The following is a 15,643-nucleotide window of genomic DNA, read 5'->3' as shown; positions in this document are numbered from 1 at the left end:
CAGCCGAAGCGAAGCAGGAGTACTCCATGGCTCGTATGACCGCTGCCCGCGCGGCAGTCGAGATCCTCAAGCGCGAGGGCGTCAGCGACGCGTTCGGGGTCCCGGGCGCGGCGATCAACCCCTTCTACGCCGCCCTCAAGGCCTCCGGCGGTATCCACCACACCCTCGCCCGGCATGTCGAGGGTGCCGCGCACATGGCCGAGGGCTACACCCGGACCCGTCCCGGCAACATCGGCGTCTGCATCGGCACCTCGGGCCCGGCCGGCACCGACATGATCACCGGGCTGTACTCGGCGACCGGCGACTCGATCCCGATCCTGTGCGTCACGGGCCAGGCCCCGACCGCCGTGATCCACAAGGAGGACTTCCAGGCCGTCGACATCGCCTCGATCGCGGGGCCGGTGACGAAGATGGCGGTCACCGTCCTGGAGGCGGCCCAGGTCCCGGGCGTCTTCCAGCAGGCCTTCCACCTGATGCGCTCGGGACGCCCCGGCCCGGTCCTGATCGACCTGCCGATCGACGTGCAGCTCACCGAGATCGAGTTCGACCCCGAGACGTACGAGCCGCTCCAGGCCTACAAGCCCGCCGCGACCCGCCCCCAGATCGAGAAGGCGCTCGCGCTCCTCAACGCCTCCGAGCGGCCCCTGATCGTCGCCGGCGGCGGTGTCGTCAACGCCGACGCGGCCGAACTCCTCGTCGAATTCGCCGAGTTGACCGGCACCCCGGTCGTCCCCACCCTGATGGGCTGGGGCCTCCTGCCCGACGACCACGAACTGAACGCCGGCATGGTCGGCCTCCAGACCTCGCACCGCTACGGCAACGCGACCTTCCTGGAGTCCGACTTCGTCCTCGGTATCGGCAACCGCTGGGCCAACCGCCACACCGGCAAGCTCGACGTCTACACCGCCGGACGCACCTTCGTCCACGTCGACATCGAGCCCACCCAGATCGGGAAGATCTTCGCCCCCGACTACGGCATCGCGTCCGACGCGAAGGCCGCGCTGGAGCTTTTCGTGGAAGTGGCAAGGGAGTTGAAGGCGGCAGGCCGACTGCCCGACCGCTCCGCCTGGGCGGCCTCCACGCAGGAGAGGAAGGCAACTCTCCAGCGCCGTACGCACTTCGACGACATCCCGATCAAACCGCAGCGCGTCTACGAGGAGATGAACAAGGCCTTCGGCCCGGAGACCCGCTACGTCTCCACCATCGGCCTCTCGCAGATCGCCGGCGCCCAGATGCTGCACGTCTACCGCCCGCGCCACTGGATCAACTGCGGCCAGGCGGGCCCCCTCGGCTGGACGATCCCGGCCGCGCTCGGCGTCGCCAAGGCCGACCCCGAGGCGTCGGTCGTCGCCCTCTCCGGCGACTACGACTTCCAGTTCATGATCGAGGAGCTCGCGGTCGGGGCCCAGCACCGGATCCCGTACGTCCATGTCCTGGTGAACAACGCCTACTTGGGCCTCATCCGGCAGGCGCAGCTCGGCCTGGACATCAACTTCCAGGTCAACCTGGAGTTTGAGAACATCAACTCTCCCGAGTTGGGCGTCTACGGCGTCGACCACGTCAAGGTCGTCGAGGGCCTCGGCTGCAAGGCCATCCGCGTCACCGACCCCGCCGAACTCGGCGCCGCCTTCGACCAGGCGAAGAAGCTCGCCGCTGAGTTCCGGGTCCCGGTCGTCGTCGAGGCGATCCTGGAACGCGTCACCAACATCGCGATGAGCAAGACCAACGACATCAGCGCGGTGGTCGAGTTCGAGGAACTCGCGACCGAGCCCGGCCACGCACCGACGTCGATCAAGCCGCTGAAGGTCTGAGAGAAGAGAGTCAGGGGGCTGTCCCGTCCTTCCGGACGGGACAGCCCCCTCTTGCTTGTCATGCGTGGGCGCGAAGTGCCACGAACCCGCCGGGCCTACACGACCCCGCAGGTGAACCCGCCGCCGGACCCCCCACCCCACGACTGCGGCAACCCCCGCTCGGTGTCCCCGCCCCGGCCGACCAGCCCCGCCGCCCCGGCGAAGCGCGGTACGAGCGAGGACAGCGCCCGGTCCCCGTACAGGGCGACCGCGAGCAGTAGCTCCTCCGCCGACAGCCCCTCCCGCCCGGCGGGCAACGGGAGTTGAGCACGCAGGGACTTCAGCAGGGCGCGCGCCGTACGGGTGCGATACGGCGGGAACCCGCGCCGCAGGCCGGCGGTCACCAGATCGCTCCGCAACTCCGCGAGGGCGTCCCGCACGACCCGTCGTTCCAGCAACTGCCGTATACCCGCGGGACGGTAGAGCGCGGAGTGCACCGCCTTGGCCAGGTGCGGGAGCGAACCCGCGTCCGCGGCCGGCCCGTACGTCCGCATCGTGCCGGGCTGACCGGCCCGGACCGCGCCCCGCAGATGCAGCGTGAGGACGGCCACCGTGACGGCCGCCCGGTCGCCGCCCCGCAGCAGCGCGACCTCGTGAGGCTGGAGCCGAATCGTCGGGCCACCGCTCATGACACCCCCTGAGACGAGGCCCGCCGCCCCCGTGCCGGCGGGCCTCGTGCGACGAATGTGCCCGCGTCCAGGGGTGGTTGAAGCCTCGGGAGCGGAGTTCAGAGGTTTATTTGAGGTTCACTGATCGTGTTGCCGGTCGTCGTGCTCCGACAGGCCGGGCCAGTCCTCCGGGCCGCCGCCCTGCCACTCGATCAGATCGCTCTCCTCGACCTCGATCCGGTCCAGGTCGGCCAGGCGCAGGATCTCGACGACGTCGTCCAGGTGGGAGGCGATGCCGAGGGTCTGGTCGCCGGTGGTGACCCGGCGGGAGCCGTCCAGGGCCGGGGCGTGGACCACGATGTGCGGGTGTTCCGGTGGGTGTGCCATGCCTTCAGGCTGCTGCGCCGGACGCGGATCCGCACCCCGGAACACCGCGTCGGAACACCGAAGAGCGCCGGATACGGGATCCTCCGTATCCGGCGCTGCTCGTGGTGTGGCCGTCCGACGGCGCGAGGCTGGGCGCGACAGGACGTTCGCGCCGCCGGACGGGGTCATCGGGTGGGTGTTTCGGCAGGGTGTTTCGGCTGGGACCGCGGCGGTCGCGACGGAACCGGGGTGCTCCTTCCCTCAGGTCGGGAGGGAGGCCTCGGAACCTTCACCACCGCACTGGCTCGCACTCCGCCGCGGTCCTCGCCCTGCCCGCGCGGTGCCGGTGGACCACCCCTCATCCGGGTCGTCCGGCACCCACGGGCCGCTTGTGGGGTCGATGTGGTTTCCGGGCGGCACCGCCGCCTGGGCGCGACAGGACAGTTGTCGGCGCCGGCGCCGCCCGGAAGTCTCAGAGCCGGGCGCCGGAGAGGCGCTCGACGGCGCGCAGCAGCGCCGAGTGGTCGAGGCCGCCGTCGCCCTGGGCGCGCAGCGAGGCGACCAACTGCGCCACCACGGCGCCGACCGGCAGCGCCGCGCCGACATTGCGGGCCGCGTCCGTGACGATGCCCATGTCCTTGTGGTGCAGGTCGATCCGGAAGCCCGGCTTGAAGTCGCGGTTGAGGAAGTTGTCCTTCTTCCGCGTCAGCACGGTCGAGCCCGCGAGCCCGCCGTTGAGGACGTCGAGCGCGGCCGCCAGGTCCACGCCCGACTTCTCCAGGAAGACCACTGCCTCGGCGCACGCCTGGATGTTCACCGCGACGATGAGCTGGTTGGCGGCCTTCACGGTCTGTCCCGAGCCGTGCGGACCGCACAGCACGATGGTGCTGCCGAGGGCGTCGAAGATCGGCTGCGCCTCGTCGAAGTCGGCCCGGTCGCCGCCGACCATGATGGACAGTACGGCCTCGATCGCGCCGGCCTCGCCGCCGGACACCGGCGCGTCCAGGACGCGGATGCCCTTGTCCCGGGCCGCCTTCGCCAGGTCGACCGAGGTCTGCGGGGTGATCGACGACATGTCGATCAGCAGGGCGCCGGAGCGCGCGTTCTCCAGGATGCCGTCCGGGCCGTAGGCGATGGCCTCGACCTGGGGGGACGCGGGCACCATGGTGATCACCACGTCGGCGTCGCGCACGGCCTCGGCGATGGAGCCGGCCGCGCTGCCGCCGGCGGCGGCCAGCCGGTCCAGCTTGTCCTGTTCCAGGGTGAAGCCGGTGACGTCGTAACCCGCCTTGATCAGGTTCTCGGACATGGGGGAGCCCATGATGCCGAGGCCTATCCAGGCAATCGCCGGGCGGGTCGGGTGGGAAGAGTCTGCGAGCTTGCTCATCGGGGGTGCCTTTCGGTAAGGGTCAGCGGGGCAGCCAGTCGAAGGCCTCGGCGCTCGGGCGGTCGCCCGGCTTGTACTCAAGGCCGACCCAGCCGTCGTAACCCGCCTTGGCCAGCCGGTCGAGGAGGTCTTCGAGGGGGAGCGACCCGGTGCCCGGCGCGCCGCGGCCCGGGTTGTCCGCGATCTGCACATGGCCGGTCTTGGCCGCGAACCGCTCGATCACCGACGGGAGTTCCTCGCCGTTCATGGACAGGTGGTAGAGGTCCATGAGGAAGCGCGCGTTGCCGAGGCCGCTCGCGTCGTTGACCTTGTCGACGATTCCTACGGCGGCCGGGGCGCTGACCAGTGGGTACAGCGGCGACTCGGGCTTGTTGAGCGCCTCGATCAGCAGGATCGCGCCGATCCGGTCGGCGGCGCGGGCCGCGAGGACCAGGTTCTCCAGCGCGAGCGCGTCCTGCTCGGCCGGGTCGACGCCGGCCACGCGGTTGCCGTAGAGCGCGTTGAGCGCGGTGGCGCCGAGCGAGTGGGCGAAGTCGGCGGCCACGTCGATGTTGGCGCGGAACCGCTCCGACTCCTCGCCGGGGATCGACAGGGCGCCGCGGTCCGGTCCGGGGAGCTGTCCGGCGTAGAAGTTCAGGCCGGTGAGCTGGACGCCCGCGTCCTCCAACGCCCGCTTGAGCGCGTCGAGTTCGGACTGTGCGGGGGTGGGGGAGTCGACCCAGGGCCACCACAGCTCGACCGCGGTGAAGCCGGCCGCGGCGGCGGCCGCGGGGCGTTCCAGGAGCGGGAGTTCGGTGAAGAGGATCGACAGGTTGACGTTGAAGCGCTGGTCTGCGAATCCCATCGGGGTCGCGCTCCCTTCCGTGTCGGGATGCCGTGTCGGGTTGCGGTATCAGGGTGCGGTATCTGGGTGCCGCCTTGAGATTCCGTATCGTGGAATATTGTTTCTGCTTAATGGAAGATTGCCGTTCCGGGTCGGAGCTTGTCAAGAGGGCTCGGCGGAAAACGGCGGCGCGTGGCCGGGGCCGGCGCTGTCCGAGCTTGTCCGGGCATCCCGGACGACGCTGACACACCGCCCCCGCCTGCGCTGTTCTGGGGGCGGGCGGCCCCGACCGGGGGTGCGGGGCCGTCCACCCGACGGCCGCACCCCCTGAGACGTACATCCGGAGGGCGGGCGTATGACGGACGTCGGCGCAGTGCGGACCGGTCCGGGCGCGGATCCCCGGCGGGAGCCCGGACATCTCGCGGAGGCTCGGCGGAGCCTTCGCGCGCGGGGGTGGGCGTATCTGACGGAGGCGGGTTTCACCGACGGCACCGTCGTGGACCGCCGGCGGTTGCTGGAGCTGGCCCGCTGCTTCGGCACGCCCTCCGATCATGACGCGGGGGCGGCGGTGTGGCCGGTGCGCGCCCGGCGATCGGGCACGGCGGACACCTTCTCGCTGCGTACGGGGCCTGCGCCGCTGCACACGGACGCCGCCTACAGTCCCCAACCCGAGGACGTGGTCTGCCTGTTCACCGTCCGGCCCGCCGCCGACGGAGGGCACAGCAGGTTGCTCCCGGCCCGGGAGGCGATCCTCGGACTGCCGGGGGGCACCCTCGCCGAACTGCGCAGTCCTGTGTGGCGCTGGAGCACACCGGGCGTGTTCCGGACTCCGGAACGGCGCGTCGCCGGTTACCCGGTCCTGGAGGGAGCGGACCGGATGCGCTGGCGGTCCGACAACCTGCTGTCGGCCGGGCGCTGCCGGGACTTCTTCGCCGCCCACGTGGAGCGGCACCCCGCCGTGGTCGAACTGCCGTCGCTGCCCGACAGCGTGCTGATCGTCGACAACCGCACCGTGCTGCACGGCCGGACCGCCTTCGACGACCCGGACCGGCTGCTCTACCGGGTGCGACTGCGCCGGCCCGACCCGGCGCCCGCATGCTGAGGGACCGTCACCCGCTGGTGGAACTCGCCTGGGACGTACCGGCCTCGGGTCAGGAAGCGACGGACTGGCGGTGCAGAGGGCTGGCGGAACTCCTGCTGCACGCCGTCGTCCGCGGCGACCGGCGGTTGCTGCGGTCCGTCGACCGCGCGGCCGTGCGGCTGGCCCCGGCGCACCATCGATTCGCCGACCGGCTGCGGGGACTGCGTGGTGCCGTGGGCCGCGTTCCTGCGGGATATCCGCGTCCGCGCGAGCACGATCTTCCGCCGTGCGGGCCTGCCGCCGGGGTGCGCCGTGCGGCGGTCGCCCTGGCCCGCCTGTGCGACCGGCACGGCGGACCGCCGTCGCCCGCCCCCTTGCCACCGGAGTCCGTGGTGGACGCGGCGGAGGCGGCGGACGCCCTGGACCGGCTGGCCGGCCTGAGGCCCCTCGGCCTGCGCGGCCACACCTGCCTGCGTGCTCCCGTGCCGGCCGAACTGATCTGGCGGGGCTGGCTGGTCCAGGGCGCGGAGCCGGTCTTCGTGGTGGCACCGCACGCCCTTCCCGGCAGCCGGATCGAGACCTCGTTCGGGCTGCACGTGGGCGTCCACCTCGACCAGGTACGGGACCTCGTCGGGCTCGGACTGCACGAGTGGGCGGTGCGCCTGCAGTTCGGCGAGGGGCTGCTGGTGGCCGAGAGCGTGGCGATGACCGCCGAGATCCTCGCGCTGGCGGCCCCGTCCCGCCCCCTGGGCATCGAGCTGTCCGAGGCCCTGCGCACCGGAATCGTCGAACGGCTGGCACGACTGCCGAGGCTGGCCCGCTGGGGCGTGGACCTGGCACCCGGCTCCGCCACCATGCTCGCGGCGGCGGAACGCCACGACCGGGAGTTCCCGACCCTGCCCAGGCTCGCCGAGGCCTATGTGGTCGGCCCGTTCCACCTCGCCACGGCTTCGTTCCGGCACGCGTCGATCTCGCCCCGGTTGCGCCGGTCGCTGGTGGAGGGGTGGCGGCGGGCGGGGTTGCCGAGCCGGGTGTGGTGAGGGGTGGGGGTGGTTCGCACGGCGTTCCAGCGGTGTCGTGTGTGGTGGCTCGCAGGATGCCCCGGCCGTGCCACATGTGGGCGGCTCATGGGCCGTCCCAGCCGGCCTCGCGATGCGGTGAGGGGTGGGGGTGGCTCGCACAGTGTCCGGCCGTGCCGTGTGCGAGCGGCTCACAGGTCGTCCCACCCGACCGACCCGCCCGCGTCCGCCTCGGGCAACCGCGCCTGCAGCTCTCGCGCCCGGCGCAGGACCGGGTGTCGTTCGTCGATGCGCAGGGTCTCGGCGGCCGGTGTGGTGAAGGGCCGTGCGAGGCGTTCGGCGTCGGTCGGTCGGCCTTCGTCCAGGGCGAGTTCGAGCAGGGCGCAGTGGGCCGCGAGGCGGTGCGGGTGTGCCGGTTCCAGGAGGTCGGTCGGCAGGGCGAGTACGTCGTCGAGGAGTTGTCGTGCCTCGGTGCGGTCGGCGGTACGGCCGTGTTCGGTCAGCAGGCGGGCGAGTTCGCGGTGGAGGGCCGCCCGCTGCGGGCGGTAGCCCTCTGCGGCCGGGTCGGGCAGGTCGGCGGCCGCCGCCCGGAGCAGTAGGACCGCCTCGTCGGGGCGTCCGCTCGCGGTCAGCCAACGGGCCCGGCTTCTGGCGAGGGCGCCCGCCAGTGGATCGGTACCCGTGACCCCGTGCCGGGCGAGCAACTCGGCGCACTGGTCGAGCAGTTCACCCGAGAGGGAGAGTGCGTCCGGAGTCTCGGGCCGGGCCAGCAGGCTCTCGGCGTGATAGCGCCGCATGCCGCACGAAAGCCGGAAAGACACCGTTGTCTCGTACCAGGCGCCGAGGCCGGGGGCGGCGGCGAGCAGATCCCCCGACTGCTCGGGCTCGCCGGACAGCAGCAGGCAGCGCGCGAGGTCGGCGACCAGGCGCTGAGTGGAGGTGTGCGCTTCCTCCCCTCGCCGACGCCGTTGTGCGAGGGCCCCCCGCAGGACCCGTTCGGCGCCCGCCAAGTCCCCCTGTTCCAGGAGCGCCAGGCCGAGCAGACGGTCCGCGTCCAGCACACCGGAGGGCGTCAGGGGCCCGGCGCGCAGGTGGGCCCGCCGGTCCGCGAGCAGTTCTGCCGCGCCCTCGGCGGCGCGCGAGGGGGTGCCGGAGTGGCAGAGCGCCAGGACGCGTGCGGCCCGGCTGAGGGTCAGCCGCCGCCAACTCTCCTGGCCGGGCCGTCTCTCGTAGCGGACCGTGCGGGCCCGTTCCGCCCGCTCCGCCAGCTCCCGGGCCGGTCGCGGCCTGCCCGCGACAGCGGCGATCTCCGCCTGGAGGGTGAGCGCGCGGGCGACGCGGTCGTCCTCGGGGCCGAAGGCGGAGAGCGCGAGATCGAGCGACCGTACGGCCTCGGTGTCCGCGCCGGTCAGGTCGCCGCCGCGCAACAGGGCGAGGCCGAGCCTGCTGGTGGCGTCGGACGCCTCCTCCCATCGCTCGGCGGCGGTGAACTCCGCTGCCAGCGGCCGGAATTCGCGGGCGGCCCGCCGATGATGGATCCCGGTGGCGAGCGCGGCCCTGGCCCGCAGCATCGAGGAGGCCGCTGCGAGCGCGGAGCCGGTGGGCATCGCGGCGACGGCCTGCTCCGCGCCGTCGAGTGCGCGCAGCGCCTCGGTGTGCGGAACTCCCGAGTCGCCGAGCACGAACCGCTCGAACCAGTACGCCGACAGACCCCGGCCCAGGGTGTCCGCGTCGGCCGACGGATCCTGGACGGCGATCCGGAAGGCGAGGTCGGACAGCTCGCTCGCGGCCTGACCCACCTCGGACGGCGCCTGCCAGCCGACGGCGGCCCGGGCCTCTTCGAGCGCGGTGGTCAGCCAGTCGGTGAACACCGCGCAGCGGCCGTGCCGCGCGGCCGCCGCGGTCCGGCCCAACAGGCTGTCCGGCAGGGCCCGTTCCTTGGGCCGGGACCGTGGGGCGGGGCCGCGGTGCGAGAGGTCGGACAGTCCGCTGGCCAACTGCTCGCACAGTGGGCCCTCGGCCCGTACGAACCGGCAGACGGCGGCCACCGCCTCGGCGACCCGCGCACGCGCCTCAATCAGAGTCTCCGGGAGCCGGTCCCGGGCGGCTTCCCCGTCCGCGCGGGCGGTCGCCACATGGTCCTGCCAGGCGGTCGCGACCCCCAGGGCCACGGCCTGCCCCTTGCCCTGGATCACCGTGTAGACCCACATCAGGCTGCGTCCGGCGCCGGTCGGCTGCCGCCCCCGGGCAGGGGCGGGCAGCCGCACGGCGGCTCCCACGCGCTCCAGTCCGACATCGCGGTAGGGCGCCTCGCGGAACAGGACGGCGGCGGCTTTTCCGATCTCACTCAGCGCGTTTTCGATCACAGTTTTATTGTATCAGTTATATTGAAAGGCTCTATTTATTTTCCTATACCAGATACAGATTGTGGGCTACGGTAGTCGCCAGTTCAGGGAGGGGCAATGACTGGCACACTTCTGCGGGTGGCACTGCATGTGCTGCTCATCGGCTCGATGCTCACGTTCGTGGCGTGCAGCATCGCCGTGATCTTCAAAACCGCCGACCCCATGGAACGCGTCATCCGGGTCGGCGCCGTCTTCAGCGGCGCGCTCGTCGTCCTCGGCGCCCAGGCCGCGGGGCTGGACTTCGCCGACTTCACCGTCACCGCGCTGGCCCAGAGCGGACCCGGCGCGCACACCGCGGTGGCGGCCGGTGCCGTGATCCCGGGAGGCGCGGGCGTCGGACTCGGCTATGTCCTCCGCCGACTCGCCACGAGACCGGCGGCCACCAATCAACTCGCGGTTCGGGTCATGGCGTTCGTCGGCATGCTCGCCGCGACCGAGTTCGCGATGATCTACACGACGGCACTCAGCAGGGACGGTGCGGACATCGGCGCCGCCGCCGTGCCCAACTGCACGTTCGTCGTGGGGATCATCCTCACCATCGTGTTCACCTACGACCCGACGAAATCGACCCGGGGCGGGGCGGCGAACAACGGAAAACGCCTCCGCGACGGAATCAAGGCCGGCGTCCGCTGGAACGTCAGCGTGCACGGCGGCCGGGAATACCAGAACAACCGGAACAGCGACAACTCCGGTGAGGACAGCGGGAATCCGGAGCCGGAAGCATCGGGGGGACTCCAGTGAAGGCCTTGACGCACGCCACCAGAACCTGCCCCTACTGCTGGCAGAAGATCAAACTCGGCAACTGCGAGATCGTCGCCACCCACTACACCGAGCCCGCGCCCGACGCGGCCCCCGACTGGGGACCCGGCGCCGAGCACCCCACCCCGCCGACCGTACGGCCGTACTCGGGTGCCCGGTTTCTCGGCCTGGCCGGCGGCTACCCCGTCATCGTGGCGCCCCAACTGAAGCCCGAGCGCAACGCGCCCAAGGAGGAACCCGAGCCGGGCATCGGCCCGTTGCTGGCCTCGTACGGCAGACGGCTGGTGCCCAGGTTCGTCTGGCAGCACCTGCCGCGCCCGCTCCAGCCGCTCAACGCACGCGCCTCGTCGCAGGACATACCCGCCCGCAGTTGCTACAAGTGCGGGCATCCGCTGCCCCCGGCCCTGGACAACCGGCGGCTCATCACCGTGGCAGTCGCCGGGACGACGAGCGCCGGCAAGACGCACTACCTGGCCAGCATGTTGCTCCTGGCCGCCCGGGAACAGGGGCTGGAGCAGGTCGGCTGCAAGGAGTTCGCGCTGGACGAGGACAGCGAACGGCGTTTCCAGGAGGACTACTTCAGCCACGTGTTCCAACTGCGCGGGCAGATGGAACCGACCAACCCCGCCGGCCACCAGGAAAGGCCGCGCGCGCTCACCTGCAACATCACCTTCGAGGGCGGGGACCCGGTGGCCCTGCTCTTCCACGACGTCGCCGGCGAGACCCTCACCGACCAGCGGCAGCGAGCCACCGACGCGGACTTCGTCGGACAGGCCGACGCCCTGATCTTCCTGGTGGACCCGGTGCAACTGGACCGCGCCGACTGGCGCAAGCGCGAACGTTCGCACGACGAGGCGGCTCAGACGCAGAGCCAGGTCGGGCTGCTGAACGCATGCGTCGAGGATCTCGCCCGACACCACGGTTCGAAGCCGTGGCACCGCCGCACCGCGAGCCCGGTGGCACTGACGATCTCCAAGTCCGATCTCCTGGCCGAACTCCTGCCCGGGTCCGTCTTCGGCTTCTCCCAGCAGGCTCCGGCGCACAAGTCGGAGGATCCGGTCGGGAACGCGGAGAGGTGGCGGGCGGACATCGAGGCGACCCAGAAATACGTGATCAAAGTGCTCCAGGACTTGCGCGCCCCCGATCTGCTGGCCGCCGCCAACGCGTTCCCCAAGGACCGCCTGTCCTTCCACGCGGTCGCCGCGATCGGCTCCACCCCGGTGGACGGGAGGATCGAGGTGCTTGACCCCCTGCGCTGCCTCGACCCGCTGTTCACACTGCTGCACCGCATCCCGGGTGTCGTGCCGGGAACGGGCTGGTGAGCGTGGCCGTGACCCGCTCGGTCGAGCAACTGCACTACACCTGGGCGCTGTCGGGTCTGGACCGCAGCGCCGGGTTCCAGCGGGTGGCGGCCAGCCCGGCGCTGGCCGCCGGCCGCAGCGCGAGCCTCGCCGCGGCCCTCGCCCTCTGCCGCTACAGCCGTCCCCTGCCGAGGAAGGAGGACGAAGAGCCACCGGTCTCCTTCGGCTGGACCGACCTCGGCGAACTCCGCCTGGTGTTCCACCGCACGTACGCGGGAAGGGACGGCGGTGGCCGCCCGGGCAACTTCCGGGCCCACGTCCTGGTCGGCCCGCGCGCCGAACTCCCGGTGAGCGAGCTGGCCTTGCGCCATGCCTCGGACTTCTGGTGGCGCGCGACGCAGGACACCCCGCTGGTCGCGGACGACGAGGAGCGGCACCTGCCGAGGATCAGCCTCGACGACATCCCGCACGGCCCGCCCCTGGCCCAGGTCGACCGCGACGAGATCGCCCCCTTCCTCGACGCCGTACTGACCGCCGCGGGCCGTGCCCCGGCCTGTCTGCGCCGGCGCCCGGAGATCGCGGTGGCACTGACCGCGAAGTTGGAGCACCTGCTGCCCGGAGCCGCCGAACGCTTCTCGTTCTCCACCTACGAGACGGGCCGTGCCGTGAAGGAGTTCGGGATCGTGGGCATCACCGCCCGCGAACAGACCCCCCACGGCGCGGTGATCGCGGACCTCCCCGACGACACGCGGCCGGGCCGGACCGCCGAGCCCCGCGCGACGGTACGACCCGCCGTCGCCGCCCTCCGTGACCTGCTCCTGGATCCGGACGCCGTCGACCGGAGCCTGTTGCGGGTCGCGGCCGTGTACGCCTCGGACGGTCAGGGGCGGCCGTCCCTGGCCACCCTGCCCGAGGGGCTCGCCTTCGCCCGCAGCCTCGAACGGGGAGTACGCCCGGACCCCGCCCTGGTGGTCCGCTGTCTGGCCGATCCGCCCACGGCCGGCCATCTCATGCGCCTGCCCGAGGCCCGGGCCGCCTGCGCCGAGGCGCTGGCCTCGGGCGACGACTCCGCGTGGACCTCACTGGCCGCGGGCCTCGGCGGAGTCCCCGACGAGCAGCAACGGCTGCTGGCCCACGACGTGGCCGACCGGCCCACGGGCGGACGGGCGGACACCCTGGTCGCCCGACTGCATCCGGCGCGCACGGAGTTCGCCCGCGCATGCCTGGGCGAGCTGCTGAGCGCGGCCGCACTGGGCGCGCTCACCTCCGTACGGCCGGACACCCGGCTGTCCCTGCTCCAGCACGCCGAGAGGCACCCGCCGCTCCCGGAAGGGACGGCCTACCGGCTCATCAGGGACTCCGGCGCGAGCTTCTCCACGATCGCCGCCGACAAGGATCTGCCCACGGCATGGCGCGCCGCCGCCCTGAACGTCGGAATCGCCCAGCGGGACGCGGAATCCGAGCACCGGGTCCGGGCGTTCCTCGACGCCGACCCGGCGCTCGTCACCCCGCTCGCGCTCGCGCTGAGCCGGCCCGAGCTGCTGCTGGACGTGCTGACCGGCCCGGACATCGAACCCCAGGTGTGCGCGGCGGCCCGGGAACTCGATCCGCCCGGACGGTTCCGGCTCCTGTCGAGCTACGGCAAGCGCCTGGGCCCCGCCGGGGCGCTCGCCTTCTTCGCCCGTCAACACCCCCGGTCCCGGCTCCGCCCGACCGCCTCGGAGTGGAACGCGCCGCTGGCCGCGGACATGGCCGACTTCGTGTCGGCCAGGCTGCACGGGCGCGTCGACGCGAGCCCGATCCCCTCCCCGGAGGTGATCGGGCTGCTGTCCGTCATGCCCGCGGGCCCCGCCCAGGCGTGGGCGGTGCTGCTGACGCACCTGCACCCGTACGAACCGGATCGCCCGATCACCCTGTCGGAGGTGCGCACCGCCCTCGGGCCGGCACTCGCACAGCTCGACCCCACGGCCCGGCAGACCGCGTTCGACCTGGCCCTCCGCTGCTGGTTCATGCGGTCCGAGCCCGGCGCGGCGGAGCTGCGCGACCTGATCGTCATCAGTGGCGAAGGCCTTCTGACCGCACACACGGTCGGTGTGCTGAAGATGTCCTACCGTGCGGCCCTGCACGGCTACCCCACCGCCGTGCCCAGTGCTCTCGGCTGCGTCGCCCTTCTCATCGAGGACGGCAGACTCGGCCGCCGGCTCTTCGGCACCCCGGACGCGGAACGCCTCATCGACCGCCTCGCCGTCGAACTCGCCCGTATGTCCCCCTCCGGACTGGGCTCCGCCCTGCCCGAGGGCGTCCTGCGCGGCCATCGCGCCCGCACCTGGTGGAAGCGCATCACCAAACTGGCCGCCTCCCCGAAAACGCGTACGGGGCGTTAGGTTGAGCGCGTGCGATTGCGAGTGGAGTTCACGACAGAGCCCTTCGATCTCGACGAGGCCCCCGCGCATGCGCTGGTCGCCAGGGAGGTCATCGAGGCGGCGGAGCTGGACGCCGTGGACGTCGGGCCGTTCGGCAACACGGCCGAGGGGGGCACCGACGCGGTGCTCACCGCCGTCGACGCGCTGCTGCGCAGGACCCTGGAGGCGGGTGCCACCCGCATCTCGCTCCAGCTCAACGTCATCGGCGAGGGCGACCGGTGACCGGCATCGGGGACGAGCCGTTCATCACGGCCGTCAAACCGCTGGTCGACGCCATGGGCGGCGAGCTGCTCCCGCCCGACGAGGCCGGACCCGACGACGTCGTGCTCGCCTGGGAGGGCGCCGACGTGCTCGCCGTACGCCTGCCGCAGCTCGCCGACTCGCTGGACCACATCTTGGCGGCCATGGAACGCAAGAAGGGCAAGCCCCTCGCGGACCTTGACCGCAAGGCCAAACAGGAGGTCGTACGGATACTGGAGGCGCGCGGCGCCTTCTCGGTACGGCACGGTGTGGAGACCGTGGCGAGCGCCCTCGGGGTCAGCCGGTTCACCGTCTACAACTACCTGAACCGCGAGAAGGACGCCTGACCTGGGCTTCCGGGCGACTCGGGGGTTTCGTTGCCCGGAATTTTCAACAAAGTGTTGACGTGGTGTTGTCGAGGGCGTTAGCTACTGCCAGCCCGTTCAGCACTAGCCACGGAGGCTCCGGTGACTTCGACTTCCACGCCGCCGGGCGTCGCCCGGTTCAACGCCCTGGAGGAGCACGCGGCCTTCGCCGTCCTCCTTGAGGCGTGTGCCTCCACGGCGTGGGCGCGGCGACTGCTCGCCGCCCGTCCGTACGCCGGCCCCGAGGACCTGTACTCCGCGAGCGACGCCGCGATGGCCGCCCTGACCGCCGACGACCTCGGCGAGGCGATGTCCGGCCACCCGCCCATCGGCCGCCCCAAGCCCGGCGACCCCACCTCCGCCCGCGAACAGCGCGGCATGGCGGGCGCCTCCGAGGAACTCAGGGCGGAGATGCTCGACCTCAACCTGGCGTACCAGGAGCGGTTCGGCCATGTCTTCCTGATCTGCGCCACCGGGCGGACCGGCGAGCAGATGCGGGACGCCGTCAAGGAGCGGATCGGCAACTCGCCGGAGCGCGAACGCGAGATCGTCCGGGTCGAGTTGGGGAAGATCAACCGCATCCGGTTGGCCAAGCTCGTAGAGGAAGAACAGGCATGAGCACCAGCACCACCGCCTCCGTGTCCACCCACATCCTGGACACCAGCGTCGGCCGCCCCGCCGCGGGCGTCGCCGTCCAACTGGCCGCCCGTAGCGGCACGTTGGCGCAGTGGCAGCAGCTCGGCGGTTCCGCCACCGACGCCGACGGCCGGTGCAAGGACCTCCCGGCGCTGCCGGAGGGCACCACCCATGTACGGCTCGACTTCGCCGTGGAGCCGTACTTCTCGCAACAGGACAACAAGCAAGCCGATGCGCAGCAGGACGCCCCCGCGAATCGGGACAGCGGTGCGTTTTTCCCAGAGGTAGCGATCACCTTCGCCGTCGAACCCGGCGAGCACTACCACGTACCGCTGCTGCTCAACCCGTTCGGCTACTCCGTATACCGAGGGAGCTAGCAG

Annotated in this window: 15 protein-coding genes; 10 read left to right on the top strand and 5 right to left on the bottom strand. The window is 72.0% G+C overall.

The window, feature by feature from the left end:
* The first annotated feature begins 26 nt into the window (after positions 1-26).
* Positions 27-1,811 carry a glyoxylate carboligase gene (gene gcl, locus AB0M63_RS07040; protein ID WP_366018681.1) on the top strand — a complete coding sequence of 595 codons (1,785 nt, stop codon included), beginning with the start codon at positions 27-29 and terminating at the stop codon, positions 1,809-1,811.
* A 95-nt stretch (positions 1,812-1,906) separates the two neighbouring features.
* Here gcl and AB0M63_RS07035 read toward each other — a convergent pair whose 3' ends face one another.
* From AB0M63_RS07035 to AB0M63_RS07020, 4 genes are all read right to left on the bottom strand, one after another.
* On the bottom strand, positions 1,907-2,479 hold the full coding sequence (locus AB0M63_RS07035; protein ID WP_366018680.1) for a TIGR04222 domain-containing membrane protein: 573 nt from the start codon (positions 2,477-2,479) through the stop codon (positions 1,907-1,909).
* A gap of 117 nt (positions 2,480-2,596) precedes the next feature.
* Complete coding sequence (locus AB0M63_RS07030) at positions 2,597-2,845, bottom strand: hypothetical protein (RefSeq protein ID WP_355907111.1); 249 nt, start codon at positions 2,843-2,845, stop codon at positions 2,597-2,599.
* Between the two features lie 451 nt (positions 2,846-3,296).
* The gene (locus AB0M63_RS07025) at positions 3,297-4,211 is read right to left on the bottom strand and encodes a 2-hydroxy-3-oxopropionate reductase (RefSeq protein ID WP_366018679.1); all 915 of its coding nucleotides are present in this window, start codon (positions 4,209-4,211) and stop codon (positions 3,297-3,299) included.
* A gap of 22 nt (positions 4,212-4,233) precedes the next feature.
* The gene (locus AB0M63_RS07020; RefSeq protein WP_366018678.1) at positions 4,234-5,055 is read right to left on the bottom strand and encodes a TIM barrel protein; all 822 of its coding nucleotides are present in this window, start codon (positions 5,053-5,055) and stop codon (positions 4,234-4,236) included.
* A gap of 334 nt (positions 5,056-5,389) precedes the next feature.
* Here AB0M63_RS07020 and AB0M63_RS07015 point away from each other — a divergent pair, with 334 nt between their 5' ends.
* Together AB0M63_RS07015 and AB0M63_RS07010 are read left to right on the top strand one after the other, a co-directional pair.
* Positions 5,390-6,136, top strand: coding sequence for a TauD/TfdA family dioxygenase (locus AB0M63_RS07015; protein ID WP_366018677.1), 747 nt, complete (start codon positions 5,390-5,392; stop codon positions 6,134-6,136).
* Positions 6,130-7,155, top strand: a complete 1,026-nt coding sequence (locus AB0M63_RS07010) for a hypothetical protein (RefSeq protein ID WP_366018676.1) — start codon at positions 6,130-6,132, stop codon at positions 7,153-7,155. The genes AB0M63_RS07015 and AB0M63_RS07010 overlap by 7 nt, the downstream gene beginning before the upstream one ends.
* Before the next feature lie 170 nt (positions 7,156-7,325).
* Here AB0M63_RS07010 and AB0M63_RS07005 read toward each other — a convergent pair whose 3' ends face one another.
* A complete protein-coding gene (locus AB0M63_RS07005; protein WP_366018675.1) occupies positions 7,326-9,500 on the bottom strand; it encodes a hypothetical protein in 2,175 nt (724 codons plus the stop codon).
* A 96-nt stretch (positions 9,501-9,596) separates the two neighbouring features.
* On the opposite strand from AB0M63_RS07005, the gene AB0M63_RS07000 reads away from it, so the two are divergent.
* The 7 genes from AB0M63_RS07000 (at position 9,597) to uraH (ending at position 15,640) form a co-directional block, all read left to right on the top strand.
* Entirely contained in the window at positions 9,597-10,280 is a 684-nt protein-coding gene (locus tag AB0M63_RS07000) for a hypothetical protein (RefSeq protein WP_355907093.1), read from the top strand.
* 5 nt (positions 10,281-10,285) lie between these two features.
* A complete protein-coding gene (locus AB0M63_RS06995) occupies positions 10,286-11,620 on the top strand; it encodes a hypothetical protein (RefSeq protein ID WP_366018674.1) in 1,335 nt (444 codons plus the stop codon).
* Positions 11,617-13,983 (top strand): hypothetical protein, encoded by a 2,367-nt coding sequence (locus tag AB0M63_RS06990; RefSeq protein WP_366018673.1) that lies wholly within the window; start codon positions 11,617-11,619, stop codon positions 13,981-13,983. The genes AB0M63_RS06995 and AB0M63_RS06990 overlap by 4 nt, the downstream gene beginning before the upstream one ends.
* Before the next feature lie 9 nt (positions 13,984-13,992).
* Complete coding sequence (locus AB0M63_RS06985; protein ID WP_355907084.1) at positions 13,993-14,244, top strand: hypothetical protein; 252 nt, start codon at positions 13,993-13,995, stop codon at positions 14,242-14,244.
* The gene (locus AB0M63_RS06980) at positions 14,241-14,609 is read left to right on the top strand and encodes a helix-turn-helix domain-containing protein (protein ID WP_355907081.1); all 369 of its coding nucleotides are present in this window, start codon (positions 14,241-14,243) and stop codon (positions 14,607-14,609) included. The genes AB0M63_RS06985 and AB0M63_RS06980 overlap by 4 nt, the downstream gene beginning before the upstream one ends.
* Before the next feature lie 120 nt (positions 14,610-14,729).
* A complete protein-coding gene (gene uraD, locus AB0M63_RS06975; protein WP_355907078.1) occupies positions 14,730-15,245 on the top strand; it encodes a 2-oxo-4-hydroxy-4-carboxy-5-ureidoimidazoline decarboxylase in 516 nt (171 codons plus the stop codon).
* Positions 15,242-15,640 carry a hydroxyisourate hydrolase gene (gene uraH / locus AB0M63_RS06970; RefSeq protein WP_366018672.1) on the top strand — a complete coding sequence of 133 codons (399 nt, stop codon included), beginning with the start codon at positions 15,242-15,244 and terminating at the stop codon, positions 15,638-15,640. The genes uraD and uraH overlap by 4 nt, the downstream gene beginning before the upstream one ends.
* The last annotated feature ends 3 nt before the right edge of the window (positions 15,641-15,643 follow it).

It is taken from the genome of Streptomyces sp. NPDC051576 (genome assembly GCF_040681835.1).
Taxonomy (GTDB): domain Bacteria; phylum Actinomycetota; class Actinomycetes; order Streptomycetales; family Streptomycetaceae; genus Streptomyces.
Note: the sequence above shows the minus strand (reverse complement) of the source record. Positions and strands in the feature narration are given on the sequence as shown.

Excerpts from the sequence above, each read along its gene's own strand:
- AB0M63_RS07000 (WP_355907093.1), top strand. The coding sequence starts at position 9,597 with ATGACTGGCACACTTCTGCGGGTGGCACTGCATGTGCTGCTCATCGGC.
- AB0M63_RS07010 (WP_366018676.1), top strand. The coding sequence starts at position 6,130 with ATGCTGAGGGACCGTCACCCGCTGGTGGAACTCGCCTGGGACGTACCG.
- AB0M63_RS07035 (WP_366018680.1), bottom strand. The coding sequence starts at position 2,479 with ATGAGCGGTGGCCCGACGATTCGGCTCCAGCCTCACGAGGTCGCGCTG.
- AB0M63_RS07015 (WP_366018677.1), top strand. The coding sequence starts at position 5,390 with ATGACGGACGTCGGCGCAGTGCGGACCGGTCCGGGCGCGGATCCCCGG.
- AB0M63_RS07025 (WP_366018679.1), bottom strand. The coding sequence starts at position 4,211 with ATGAGCAAGCTCGCAGACTCTTCCCACCCGACCCGCCCGGCGATTGCC.
- AB0M63_RS07020 (WP_366018678.1), bottom strand. The coding sequence starts at position 5,055 with ATGGGATTCGCAGACCAGCGCTTCAACGTCAACCTGTCGATCCTCTTC.
- gcl (WP_366018681.1), top strand. The coding sequence starts at position 27 with ATGGCTCGTATGACCGCTGCCCGCGCGGCAGTCGAGATCCTCAAGCGC.
- AB0M63_RS07030 (WP_355907111.1), bottom strand. The coding sequence starts at position 2,845 with ATGGCACACCCACCGGAACACCCGCACATCGTGGTCCACGCCCCGGCC.
- uraH (WP_366018672.1), top strand. The coding sequence starts at position 15,242 with ATGAGCACCAGCACCACCGCCTCCGTGTCCACCCACATCCTGGACACC.